General features: G+C 36.2%; 13 protein-coding genes, 2 tRNA genes and 1 pseudogene. 8 read left to right on the top strand and 8 right to left on the bottom strand.

Going from position 1 to position 12,561, the window contains the following annotated elements; all coding sequences use genetic code 11:
- Positions 1–31: 31 nt before the first annotated feature.
- Both trxA and AAGD50_RS06030 read right to left on the bottom strand, forming a co-directional pair.
- Positions 32–355 carry a thioredoxin gene (trxA, locus tag AAGD50_RS06035; RefSeq protein ID WP_007548839.1) on the bottom strand — a complete coding sequence of 108 codons (324 nt, stop codon included), beginning with the start codon at positions 353–355 and terminating at the stop codon, positions 32–34.
- 116 nt (positions 356–471) lie between these two features.
- On the bottom strand, positions 472–1,092 hold the full coding sequence (locus tag AAGD50_RS06030) for a ribonuclease D (RefSeq protein WP_015589270.1): 621 nt from the start codon (positions 1,090–1,092) through the stop codon (positions 472–474).
- Positions 1,093–1,265: 173 nt separating this feature from the next.
- On the opposite strand from AAGD50_RS06030, the gene AAGD50_RS06025 reads away from it, so the two are divergent.
- The 7 genes and pseudogenes from AAGD50_RS06025 to AAGD50_RS06000 all read left to right on the top strand — a co-directional run bounded on the left by AAGD50_RS06025 (position 1,266) and on the right by AAGD50_RS06000 (position 4,892).
- Positions 1,266–1,338 (top strand) — tRNA-Gly (locus tag AAGD50_RS06025).
- A gap of 1,379 nt (positions 1,339–2,717) precedes the next feature.
- A complete protein-coding gene (locus tag AAGD50_RS06020; protein ID WP_155969141.1) occupies positions 2,718–3,083 on the top strand; it encodes a transposase in 366 nt (121 codons plus the stop codon).
- 33 nt (positions 3,084–3,116) lie between these two features.
- Positions 3,117–3,769 (top strand): annotated as a pseudogene (locus tag AAGD50_RS06015) (IS630 family transposase); the annotation flags it as partial.
- 72 nt (positions 3,770–3,841) lie between these two features.
- Positions 3,842–4,126 carry a transposase gene (locus AAGD50_RS06010; RefSeq protein ID WP_038198869.1) on the top strand — a complete coding sequence of 95 codons (285 nt, stop codon included), beginning with the start codon at positions 3,842–3,844 and terminating at the stop codon, positions 4,124–4,126.
- Positions 4,127–4,147: 21 nt separating this feature from the next.
- The gene (locus tag AAGD50_RS06850; protein WP_210168268.1) at positions 4,148–4,489 is read left to right on the top strand and encodes an IS3 family transposase; all 342 of its coding nucleotides are present in this window, start codon (positions 4,148–4,150) and stop codon (positions 4,487–4,489) included.
- Positions 4,490–4,573: 84 nt separating this feature from the next.
- Positions 4,574–4,738: a DDE-type integrase/transposase/recombinase gene (locus tag AAGD50_RS06005; RefSeq protein WP_156768661.1), complete on the top strand. Its 165-nt coding sequence runs from the start codon at positions 4,574–4,576 to the stop codon at positions 4,736–4,738.
- Complete coding sequence (locus AAGD50_RS06000; protein WP_080717614.1) at positions 4,728–4,892, top strand: IS3 family transposase; 165 nt, start codon at positions 4,728–4,730, stop codon at positions 4,890–4,892. Before AAGD50_RS06005 ends, AAGD50_RS06000 begins: the two co-directional genes overlap by 11 nt.
- A gap of 240 nt (positions 4,893–5,132) precedes the next feature.
- On the opposite strand, the gene AAGD50_RS05995 is transcribed toward AAGD50_RS06000, so the two are convergent.
- From AAGD50_RS05995 to rpmE, 3 genes are all read right to left on the bottom strand, one after another.
- Positions 5,133–6,596 (bottom strand): hypothetical protein, encoded by a 1,464-nt coding sequence (locus AAGD50_RS05995; RefSeq protein WP_264723987.1) that lies wholly within the window; start codon positions 6,594–6,596, stop codon positions 5,133–5,135.
- 83 nt (positions 6,597–6,679) lie between these two features.
- Positions 6,680–7,474 (bottom strand): NAD kinase, encoded by a 795-nt coding sequence (locus AAGD50_RS05990; protein ID WP_070356930.1) that lies wholly within the window; start codon positions 7,472–7,474, stop codon positions 6,680–6,682.
- A gap of 38 nt (positions 7,475–7,512) precedes the next feature.
- Positions 7,513–7,716 (bottom strand): 50S ribosomal protein L31, encoded by a 204-nt coding sequence (rpmE, locus tag AAGD50_RS05985; protein ID WP_007548602.1) that lies wholly within the window; start codon positions 7,714–7,716, stop codon positions 7,513–7,515.
- Between the two features lie 128 nt (positions 7,717–7,844).
- Between rpmE and fabD the strand changes: the two genes are divergently transcribed.
- The gene (gene fabD / locus AAGD50_RS05980) at positions 7,845–8,825 is read left to right on the top strand and encodes an ACP S-malonyltransferase (protein WP_155969147.1); all 981 of its coding nucleotides are present in this window, start codon (positions 7,845–7,847) and stop codon (positions 8,823–8,825) included.
- Between the two features lie 39 nt (positions 8,826–8,864).
- On the opposite strand, the gene gpmI is transcribed toward fabD, so the two are convergent.
- From gpmI to purH, 3 genes are all read right to left on the bottom strand, one after another.
- Positions 8,865–10,385, bottom strand: coding sequence for a 2,3-bisphosphoglycerate-independent phosphoglycerate mutase (gene gpmI / locus AAGD50_RS05975; protein ID WP_264723986.1), 1,521 nt, complete (start codon positions 10,383–10,385; stop codon positions 8,865–8,867).
- 33 nt (positions 10,386–10,418) lie between these two features.
- Positions 10,419–10,490 (bottom strand) — tRNA-Asn (locus tag AAGD50_RS05970).
- 556 nt (positions 10,491–11,046) lie between these two features.
- Positions 11,047–12,558, bottom strand: coding sequence for a bifunctional phosphoribosylaminoimidazolecarboxamide formyltransferase/IMP cyclohydrolase (purH, locus tag AAGD50_RS05965; protein WP_264723985.1), 1,512 nt, complete (start codon positions 12,556–12,558; stop codon positions 11,047–11,049).
- Positions 12,559–12,561 lie beyond the last annotated feature (3 nt).

Here is a 12,561-nt window from a genome sequence, read left to right as displayed (position 1 = left end):
TTTATAATACACACAAAAGCAAATTTGTCTATTAGCTTATTTCACTATCAACCCAACTTGACAAATCATTTGTTGCACCAATTTTGCGTGCAATTTCCTTACCATCTTGAAATATGATTAAAGTAGGTATAGATTGCACTCCATACTTACTTGGCACTTCAGTCCCTTCATCTATGTCGAATTTGCAGATCTTAATCTTGCCTTTTCTATCCTTAGCCAATTGTTCTATACGTGGCATTAGACTTTTGCATGGCCCACACCATTCTGCCCAAAAATCTACCAGCACGAACCCTTTATAGTCAGTGACTTCAGATTTGAAATTTTGATCATTTACCGATGTAATATCATCACTCATAAAATACCTAAATTTTTGTAAAATATAGCGTATCTATTAGCAGTTAATCAACTAAATTCTTACCGCAGAGCTTGAAAAATTGCCCTAAAGTGTTTTGCACAAACAAAAAACTTCTATTACATCTGGTGGTTAAAGATATCCACGTTTTCCCAACCCATTAAGTCTAACTCAATACGAGTAGGAAGAAATTCAAAGCACTTTTGGGCCAATTCTTTTCTATTTTCACGTTCCAGCATTAAGTCTAGCTTTTCCTTTATCCTGTGGAGATACAAAACATCAGATGCAGCATAACTTTTTTGTTTGTCTGTTAAATTTTCATTTCCCCAATCAGAAGATTGCTGCTGCTTATTTAGTTTGGTATCAAGCAGCTCTAAGCACAACTCTTTTAAGCTATGATTATCTGTGTAAGTGCGAACTAAACGTGAAGCTATCTTTGTGCAATAGCACGGAAGTGCCCAAGTTTCCAAGTAATAACGTATTATGCTCACATCAAATCGCGCGAAGTGAAATATTTTAGTTATATTTTTATCCTCTAATATTTTTCTCAAATTTGGCGCTGTATAATCGTTCTTGAGTTGAACTAAGTGAGCGTTGCCATCATTAAAAGAGAGCTGCACAAGGCATAATCTATCTCTGCTATGAAGTAGCCCCATTGCCTCGGTATCAACAGCTATAGACCTTACATCATCTGGTATTGAACTAGCTGGCAAGTCGTCTTTATATAAAAATATTCCCATAAAGCTTTGTGGAATAATTAAAAACTTATGATAATCAAAAATAAGCCTTAAGTATACGAAAAGATCATAGAAGGAACCACGCAAGTTTATGGGCTCTCACATTTTTCGTGTACACGGGGGTTTACAAATTGCTGTATATGCCTATAATTAAGTAAATTTAGGTTAATTTAATTGCGGGAGTAGCTCAGTTGGTAGAGCGCAACCTTGCCAAGGTTGAGGTCGAGGGTTCGAACCCCTTCTCCCGCTCTTTGCTTTCAAAATCATTTCGTCAAAAATCCCTTGACAAACTCCGCTAGCCCCCTTATCATGAAACTGAAGCTATTGTATTTGCTTTCGCCAATCTGCAGATTAAAAGGTAAGGATTACTTAATGTATCGGCGTCTTATGTTCAATTTTTTGCAGTATATAGATACTGTATGTCTTTACAAAACTTCATCTACATCTAGATTTTTATCTAAATAAGCTGAACGCGCTTATAAAGCGTTACAAGACATCAAAAAATGCCAATACTCGACAGAGATAGTAAAAGACTAGCTAACTCGGGGATTCTTTGTCTTTTTTTCTGCTTAGTAAATTTCTTAAACATTTGCAGCGTAAGTTAGTTGCAATTAAAAGCAGCTGAATTTCGCTTGTCAAGCGTTTAAAACATAAAAAACGCCAATATTTTAAAGCGGATAATAACCACGGGGCTTCTTTTGCCTTTTTTTTCATTTGGTAAATTTCTTAATGTTTGTGGCTGAACGACAACCTTCATCCCGCAGCGGGATCTCTTGTTAGCGGCTGAGATACCGCGGCGGTATGACGTAGGACTGCTGTCATTCCAGCGCGTGACGCTGGAATCCAGTTCTTATTACCTGGTGTAAAGTTAAGTTTCCTGGATCCCAGTGGGCTTTGTTGCATCGCTAGCTATGATGGATTAAAGATAAAAAAGGTGGAGAATATCAGTAGCTTATTATTCTGGTATTTATAACAAGAACGGTCAGTGAATACCTAAATTTGAGTAAAAGAAATTTCACTACCACTCACTAATCCGGCTAAAATTCAAGAATTTCAATGCTTTAGCTATTTTCAATAGAATTAAATTTATTAATATAAATAACAAGTTACTATTCTTAAATTTGATCAGATTGATTGCAAAAAAAACAAGATTTTCAATAAGTTGCTTATAATCCTAATTATAGTTAGCCTTTCATAAGTAGCGATGCAACAAAGCCATCCCAGTGTCTGGGCACTGGGATGACAAGAAAGGAGCACTGGGATGACAAGAAAGAGGCTACTTGGATAACAGAAGAAGGAGGCTACTTGGACAACACCCTGACAACCATCATCCCGCTACGTGTTAGCGGGATCTGGAAATACCGCGGCGGTATGACGTAGGACTGCTGTCATTCCAGTCTGGAATCCAAAAAAGGATGATGTCATCCCAGTGCTTGACACTGGGATCCAGCTTCTGTGCAACCTCATCAAAAACATTCATTTAGTATAAACTTTCCATGCTAGTTTGCTTGCTTACAAGCAAACTTTCCTGGATCCCAGTGGGCTTTGTTGCATCGCTCAAGTGAAAAGAACTGGCAGTTACTGACAAAATTCATTATAAATAGCCATTTAACTGTTGAAGAAAAAATATGCCACAAAAAATGAGAGTCAGTAACTGCCATGAATATAACAAATTTCTCCAAGAAAGAGGAAGCATTTTTTGTTATATCAATGACGCCATAGAAAATTGGTACGAGAATTGTCCAAAAATGCAGGGCGGCAACTATATTTATAGTGATAAAGTTGTGATTTTGGTGCATATAATCGTCAGTTTCTTTAGAATTGGTTTAAGACAAACAGTCGGGTTTATAAAAGGGTATTTGCAACAAATAGGAAGAGATTTGGCAGTTATCAGCTATTCACAAGCATCAAGAAGGTTTAAGAAACTTAATATTAAGATAAATGATTGCAGAATTGATAAAAATATAGCTCTTTCCATAAAAGTCCGGATGTGATAGGATAAGGGTAGATGATGATAAGGAGGTTGAATGCCAGCAGCATATAGTTATGATTTAAGAAAAAAAGCAATGGAAGCGCTAGACGAAGGAGAAAGCAGAGAAACAGTGGCAGCAAGATTTAAGATTGGACGAACTACTTTATGGGAGTGGCAGCAAAGAAGAAAAGAAACAGGAGACTTTCAATCAAAAAAACTTGGAAATGGGGGTTACAATCACAAAATTACCGACTGGGATACCTTTGCCAAATTTGCCAGAGAACACGGAGGAAAGACTCTATCGGAAATGGCTAAACTTTGGAACAACGTTAGTATCCAAACGATCTATCGAGCCCTTAAAAAAATTGGATTTACGCGCAAAAAAAGACATATGGATACAAGGAAAGAAACGAAGAAAAACGTGCTGAATTTTTGAAAATTATAGCGACAAAAGAACCTAAAAACTTAGTGTATATAGATGAGTCTGGCATTGATAACACCGAAGACTACCCCTACGGATATTGCCAGAAAGGACAGCGGTTTTATGCCTTAAAATCTGGAAAGAAAACTCAACGAATCAGTATGGTTGCAGCCTTAAGTGGAAGAAAGATAGTTGTTCCGTTAACCTTTGAAGGCCACTGTAATATGGATGTTTTTAATGGATGGTTTGAGCAATTTTTGACACCGATCTTGGAACCTGGACAGACTGACCTTACCCAGAAAAAGTGGAGAGAAAGAAAGGAGTTTTTTCGGGTAAAATAAAATTTTGGAGGATTAGAAATGGCAAGAGAATATACGGCAGAATTCAAATTGGAAGCTGTTAAGCTGGCAAATGAACAAAGAAAGGTAGGTCAACCAGTTGCAAAAGTAGCAAGAGATCTAGGAATAAGGGATAGTGTATTAGGAAAATGGATGAAGAAATATAACGAAAAAAAGTCAGCGGCAAATGCATTTCCAGATGTAGCACCTTATGACAAAGAGAGATTTGATTTACAGAAAGAGTTAGCAAAAGTAACAAGAGAAAGAGACATTTTAAAAAAAGCCCTGGCCAGTCAAAAAGAGTAAAATATTTTTTTATAAAAGAGCATAGTAACTGCTATAAAGTACAGGAATTATGTAGGATTTTCTGCTAGTGGCTACTATAAGTGGACTACAAGGAAAATAAGCAGTAGAGAATCAGCAAATAAAGAGTTATTAGCAGATATTCAAAAAATATATCAAGCTTCTAAATGTAGATATGGAGCTCCTAAAATTCATGCTGAATTGAAGGCTTTGGGTAAAAGTTGCAACTTAAAAACAGTGCAAAGTATTATGCAGAAAAATGGTATTCAGGCTATATTGAGAAGAAAATTTAAAATTAAGAAACAACAAACGGACAGTAGCTCCCAATATATTAGACCAAAACTTTATTGTCGATCAACCAAATAAAGTATGGGATTACTTATATAAAAACCAAAGAAGGATGGCTATATTTGGCAACAATAATCGATCTATATTCACGCATGGTAGTTAATGAGCAGTTCAATAAATAAACAATTGGTTATGGACTCTTTATTAATGGCCGTTAACAAGCGTAAACCTGCCAAAAATCTACTATTACATAGTGATCAAGGTTCACAATATACTTCGCAAGGTTATCAATATCTCTTATCCATAAAAAACATAGATGAGTCATAAAGGTTGTTGTTACGACAATTCTGTTGTGGAAAGCTTCTTTAGCTCATTGAAAAGAGAAATACTTATTGATACTTCACAACACTCTGCTCAACAAACTAGAACTGCAATATTTGAATACATAGAAATTTTTTATAACAAACAACGTCACTATTAACTATTGCATTCCTGAGCATTTTGATTCATCATTCTCTTTGTGAAAAACATTCCAAACTTTCTCTCCACTTTTTCTGGGTAAGGTCAGTCAGCTACTTGGATGACAGGGGAGGGAGGTGCTACCCTGACAATCGTCATCCCGCTACGTGTTAGCGGGATCTAGAGATACCGCGAATGAATCGCGGTATGACGGTCTGCAGCGGTATGACGTAGGGCTGCACTAGCTATATCATGCATTTTATTAACCGACACTATAAACAATATCCTTACAATTATGAGATTGAACCACAACTTGCTCAAGCGTTAAGCTGCTGCGTTTAGCGTCTTTACTGTGATTTTCCCCAAGAACATTTGTTCTTTCTCGTTTTATTTCCTCAATGAATTTCCCATTAACATCTTTAGGATCAATCTCTTCTTCAGAATATATAAGGTTAGTGCAATTTGTTTTTCTATAATAATGCACGCCAAGACATATAATTGATAATGCAAGTATACCAGAACCTATAAGTAATGATAATCCTATGTTATTAGTCAAAGGGTTTTGGTAAAATTTTTGTACACCATTAACACCATGTGTTGCAAGTAGCCCTAGAGGAAACGCTATATTTGCAGCAACTACACCAGTAAATAATGCAGTAAATATTGGTCTGTCGTTAATTACTGATTTTATTTTATTAGTTCTAGTAATTACTTTTTCGTCAATGTTAGTGAAGCCTTGTTTAGCTTCCCAAGCATTAAGTACAAAATTTGAATGAGTGCCATTGCTATATTCCAGTCTTACAGATTTTATAGCTTTATCTTTTGGCTGGTGCTCCAACACCTCAGCTAAAATTTTATCCGCATCTTTTTTTTGAATGGAATGTTCTTCAGTATCTATAAATTGCCTTGTTGCAAAAAATATTGGACCAATTGCAAGCAATGCAGCAAGTACGATAACTGGTATAGTGATATATTTTGGGCTGTTTGTAAAAAATGCAATAAATTTTGCTTTATCTTGTAAATATAATAAAGCTGCAGATATACTGAGTATAATAGCACTTGCAGTAAAAATTATAAAGCCCTTCTGCTGCATGGCATATTTTGCTCTTGGCAAGAATCTGTTTGTTTTTTTATTTGTTGTGCTACCTATATCAGAATTTAGTGACAAAGACTCTTCAGAGTCATCTTTGCTTTTATACGATGGTAAAGTATTTGAAGACCCACCTAAATCATCTTTTGAGTTTTGACCACCTATTTCACTGTCTAAACTCTTTTTCGAAGATTTTGTATTTGGGTTTATAACTGCATAAATATGTTCTTCTGATCCATTACCAGATAATCCTTCTAAACCTAAACTTGCTGTTTGTGATACCCAATCATGAGTCTCACCTTTTGTTTCTTCTAGGGAAGGAGGTAGTACTTCAGTACTAAGACCAAACAAATTTTTGTCTTCTTTGTCTTGTAAACCTGGAGCTTTTGGCAAAATCGGTGGTGCTCCATCACCATCTTTTTGTCGATTTACAGATGCATAAGTAGGATCCACTTCCTCATCATCTGATTCTTCATGTGACATTCCCTGCACACGTGGTACTACATTCAGTACACTTGAGATAGCATTTCCTGCTTCTTCAGGCGATGGTGGATCTTTTAGTGTTATCTTGCTATTGTCACCTGTTTGTTCGTAAGAAGTTAATTTTACTGTTGATTTTTCGACTGACCCATGCATATTCACTCCAAAGTTAATTACTATGCTGCATTGATTACGCTATAGTTATTAAGATATAGTAAATACCAATTTACGGATAATTATTAGTATAGAAATTGTCTATCAAAGATTCTTTCATTCAGAGGGTAATCTTTGTCAAAAAGCAAAGTTATTGTGTTTTCGTGGTCTTTTTGTATTTTTATCTGTGATATATTATGAAACTCCTTGTAATCTGATACTACAAGTGCTGGACGGTTTTTTGTGTCGTTAATGTCAATTTGTACGATCGTATCATTTGAAATTAGCGCTCCATTCCAATGCCTTGGGTAATAGCTATTGATGGAGGTTAATGCAAGTAAATTTGAATTTAGCGGCAAGATTGGGCCACCGGCAGAGAAGTTGTATGCAGTGCTGCCTGTGGGGGTAGATAATATTACTCCGTCCCCTCTAAATTTTTCTACTTTTAGCTTATCATTAATAGTAATATTCATCTCTACTATTTGGTTCGCTTTTCTAAAAACGTATACTTCGTTTACTGCTATGTAATGATATCTCTTGCCACTTGTGTCTGTTGCTTCCATTTTTAGCAAAGTTAACTGAGTTGAAGTTGCATGCTCTATATGATCAATTAAATCTTCACTGCAGCTAAAGCATTTATTCATCAAAAACCCAACATTGCCAGTGTTTATCCCATACACATGCATGTTTTTATTTTCTATGACGTAATTGTGCAAAGTGCGTAGCATAAAGCCATCACCGCCAACAACTATCAATAGATCGATTTCGGACTTATTTTCTTCTGTTATATTGATAAAATTAAGTTTCTTTAATAGTTTAGATACTTCCTGCGATTTTGGTGATGGAGAAGCAACATAGCCTATATTTTTGTATTTATGCATGCTTCAGTAAACTCTCTAAAACTTAAAGAGGAGGAGAATTAGAAAATGCTTCCATATTTATCGTTAAACTTAGCTAATTTGCTAGTTTTACTTGCTAACCCGCTTGTCAAACTTCCAGTCCATGCAGGGTGAGTAAGAGGATCTCTATCAAGTTTTACCCTATCTCCCTCCTTTCCATAAGTGGAACGAGTTTCAAACTCTTGACCGTCTGTCATCACTATAATAATTTTATGATAATTCATTGTTGTTTATAAACTTTTAGTCAGTTAACATTCTAGTGAACTTAATTTACTAAGTCAATCATTATTCTAAAATATTGACAAAAAATAAATAAAATCTTATACTTAATAAGGAATAAGTAATAATTATCATGATTTTCGCTTTCCCTGGTCAGGGCTCTCAGTTTGTAGGAATGGGAAAGAGCTTATATAGTGAGTTTTCCGTTGCAAGACAAGTATTTAATGAAGTAGATAGCATATTGGATAGAAAGCTGTCTCATTTAATCTTCAACGGTCCTATTGAAGAATTAACCATTACAGAAAACGCTCAGCCAGCTATAATGGCAGTATCAATTGCAATGCTACGTGTTATGGAGCATGTGTTTGGCAAATCTCTTTTCACTGATCACAATGTTAAATATGTTTGTGGGCATTCAGTTGGCGAATATACAGCGCTGTGTGCTGCAGGAGCGTTAACGCTTGAGTCTGCAATCAAGCTGCTGAAAGTTCGCAGCGAAGCAATGCATGAAGCTTCACTGAAATGTAAAGGCGGAATGGTTGCGTTGCTTGGAGCAGAGATAAATGAAGTGGAAGATATATTGAAATCAGTTCAAATTGACGGAATTTGTGAAATTGCAAACGATAACGGTGGCGGACAAGTGGTTATAAGTGGCACTAGAGAAGCTCTTGAAATGTTACCCGATTTATTCAAAAACTCGAGTGTGAGGAAACTAATTAAATTACAGGTTAGTGGGCCTTTTCATTCATCTCTTATGAAACCTGCTGATGAAAAAGTTTTGGAGTTTTTGAAGGGTATTAAAATAACCCGTCCTATAGTTCCTTTGATATCAAATGTTACAGCTAAAGAGGAGAGTGATCCCAAAGTTATAAAAACTTTACTCGCCAAGCAAGTTGTAAGCAGAGTGAAATGGAGAGAAATGGTTTTGTATATGTCAAGCCGTGGCATTAACAAATTTGTTGAAATTGGCCCTAATAAAGTTTTATCTAATTTGGTCAAAAGAATTGACCAATCTATCAGTACAAAAAATATAGATAGTATTGGTGATATTGACAGCTTCTTTAATGAATCATTAGTACTAACAGCGAAAAATTTAAAAGTTGGATTAAGTTAAAACACATCTATTTGATGTCATTCCGGTGCATAACGCTGCCTAGCTGGAATGACAGAGGGTAATGCAAGAAATCAACGAACTGCCTGTCATTTCGTTTGGTTTTTTAATTCCAAGTAGCTGTAAAATAGTAGGGGCAATGTCAGATAACCTTCCGTCTCTTAGTTTTAGATTATTGCAAGACACAATAAATGGCACTTTATTTAGAGTGTGTGCTGTATGAGGTGTATTATTTTCTTCATCGAACATACATTCCACATTACCATGGTCTGCAGTGACAATTAACGCGGTGTTGCTTGACTTTTTAACAGCACTCAGCACTTTTGCAAGACAATCATCTACAGCTAGCACAGCTTTCTCGGCTGCTTTTATATTACCTGTATGTCCTACCATATCAGGATTAGCGTAATTTACAACTATCAGTGCGAATTCTTGGGAGTGAATTTTTTCTACAAGCTTTTCTGTGAGCTCGAAGGCTGACATTTCGGGCTGCAAATCGTAAGTTTGAACTTTTGGTGAGGGAATGAGTATTCTTTCTTCACCAGAGAAAGGTTCTTCTTTTCCACAATTGAAAAAGAAAGTCACATGAGCGTATTTCTCGGTTTCGGCGATACGTAATTGTCGTAATTTATTGTCTTCTATTGTTTGTCCTAGAGTATCAGCGAAAGAAGTAGGAGGAAAAATATAAGGAATTTTGAGATCTTCTTTATACTTCATCATACTTAAAATTGAAGAGAATTTTGCTACCTTAGCGTAATCTGTTTTGCCAAGCAAAATACTTGCTAATTGTATCATTCGATCAGCACGAAAGTTAGCCAACAGCACTCCATCTTCTGGTTTTATACCTTGATAATCACCTATTACTGCGGGCCTGATAAACTCATCAGTTATGTTATTTTGATAATTATTCTCAATCAACGATACTGCATTATCATGACAAGGTGCCTTTGCAAATGCGATAGCCTCATAAGCTTCGATTGTTCTCTTCCACCTGTTGTCACGGTCCATAGCATAGTAACGCCCAGAAACAGTAGCAATTCTTGTGTCATTTCCCTTTATACTCTTTGTAAATTCTTGAATGCATTTTTTTCCTGAATTTGGCAATGTGTCTCTGCCATCTAAAAATGCATGTATCACCACTTTTATTCCATGCTGTGATATTTTATTTGCTAAAGTTGAAATATGCTTTTGATGCGAATGAACACCGCCATCTGACACTAATCCCATTATATGGCATACTCCGTTCTTACTTTTTAGATTACTAATAAAACTTTGTAGATTTGCATTGTTTTCTATTGTTCCAATTTCTTGATTAATGCGCTGAAGGCTTTGCATTACTACTCTACCACTGCCAATATTCATGTGGCCAACTTCTGAATTACCTATTTGACCACCAGGTAACCCCACATCAGCTCCACAGGCGGATAAACTGCATTTTGGATAATTAGAGCTAATATATTGCCAACAGGGTGGATTTGCGTTGCTGATAGCGTTGTATTTATTATTCTCTATTCCATTTCCCCAGCCATCTAGTATACATAAAACCACTGATTTAATGTTCATATAAAATCAACACTAGAATTTCACAGAGAAACGCTCCCCGGGCCGGATTCGAACCAGCGACCAATTGGTTAACAGCCAACTGCTCTACCACTGAGCTACCGAGGAATAAACCGTTTTTAATTTACCATGTTGAACGTTGGTTGTAAACGTTTTTTGTGTAGACTTTAAGTCCAACTGGTCACAGAAACGAAAAAACTTACTTGACAAACTCCGCCAGCCCCCTTATTGTAGTATTAAGGGTATTTCTGACTCAAAACTTGTTTTTGATCCGCGCGGGTTCAATAACAAAAATTCAGTAAAAAACTTGGAGTATCTATTGGCGGATTACATAAAATTATAGCGGCTGCATGTCTTTTTAATTTTTTCTACATTCAGCCAAATCGCGCTTATTTTAAGCGTTAGCACATTATTACAGCGCCAATTTAAAGTATTAGAGGGTCAAAACTCGCACCACGGGGCTTCTTTGCCTTTTTTTTTATTTGGTAAATTTTTTAACGTTTGTGGCTAAGCGACAGCCGTCATCCCGCTGCTTGTTAGCGGGATCTCTTGTTAGCGCCGCGGCGGTATATTTGTCATCCCGCTAGCGGGATCTATGTTGAGAGATACCGCGAATGAATCGCGGTATGACGGTTTGTGGCGGTATGACGATAAGACACAAAGCCTAATGGAAAAAACTGCGAACGCCAGTGAAAAACATGGCAATTTTATTTTCATTTGCGGTTGCTATTACATCTTGATCTTTCAGCGAGCCGCCGGGCTGAATTATAGCTGTAATTCCATGTTTTGCACTTTCTACTATGCTATCTGGGAATGGAAAAAATGCATCTGAAGCAAGCACTGCACCTTTACATTTTTCACCTGCTTTTTTCACTGCAATGTTCACACTATCTATTCTGCTTGTTTGCCCTGCGCCGATGCCAATAGCACAACCATCTTTTGCTATAACTATTGCGTTGGATTTCACATGTTTACATATTTTCCAGGCAAAAATAAGATCTTCCTTTTCTTTTTCTGTTGCAGTGCATTCTGTTACTTGTTCTGCTTTTATTGTGTGGTCATTATTTTCTTGCACCAAAAACCCACCAACAACATTTTTAGTTTGGTATTTCACATTTTGTTGAAAAGATTTATGAATAATCACTCTTAAATTTTTCTTTCTTTGTAAAATTTTTAGTGCCTCATTGTTTACCGATGGTGCTATCACTACTTCCAAAAATATCTCGTTTAATTTTTCTGCTAGCTTTAAATCTATCTCCCGGTTTAAGGCAGCTATACCACCAAAACTGCTTACTTCATCGCACGATAGAGCTTTTTCATATGCCTCCAAAGCATTATTACCAATAGCAGCGCCACATGGGTTATTATGCTTGATTATCACTGCTGCAGGTTCTTCGAATTCAGAAGTTATGTTAAGTGCGGATTCTATATCTACTATATTATTATAACTCAACTCTTTTCCATGTAGTTTTTCCAACGGATATTCTGTAAATTGATTACTATAAAATGCAGCTTTTTGATGGGGATTTTCACCATACCTGAGTTCTTGTACTTTATGCCCGTATAGAGCAAAAAACTCTGGTAACTCATTATTTTTACTCTGGGATAAAAACCAACTGTGAATATTAGAATCGTAGTGTGCAGTGAGAGCAAATGCTTTGGTTGCTAAGTGTTTTCTATATTCCAATGTTGTTTTATTGTTATTTTCTATCATCTCAGCTTTCAGTGCTTCATAGTCTTGAATGCTAGAAATAACTGAAGTAAAATGAAAATTTTTTGCTGCGGCTCTAATTAACGCCACCCCGCCGATATCAATTTGTTCTATAATTTGCTCCTCACTTGAATCGCTATTCACCGTCTCCCAAAATGGGTATAGGTTAGTTATAAGCAGGTCTATTGGCTCAATACCTAGATCTTGCACTTCCTTTTTATGCTTTTCTCGATCATAAAGTATTCCTCCATGAATTTTAGGGTGTAAAGTTTTCACTCTACCACCCAGTATCTCTGGAAATTGTGTGTAATCTGAGACCTCTTGTGTTTTTATTCCTGCACTAGATAGCACTTTATAAGTATTGCCCGTTGAAAGAATTTCTATTTGTTGCTGCGTTAAAAACGATGCAAGATCAATTATATTCGTTTTATCGTATACTGATATTAAAGCTCTTTTTATTTTCATTTT

The organism is Wolbachia endosymbiont (group A) of Apotomis capreana, from assembly GCF_964027025.1.
Lineage (GTDB): Bacteria > Pseudomonadota > Alphaproteobacteria > Rickettsiales > Anaplasmataceae > Wolbachia > Wolbachia pipientis.
The sequence above is the reverse complement of the archived record's forward strand: the minus strand, read 5'-3'. Positions and strand labels throughout refer to the sequence as shown.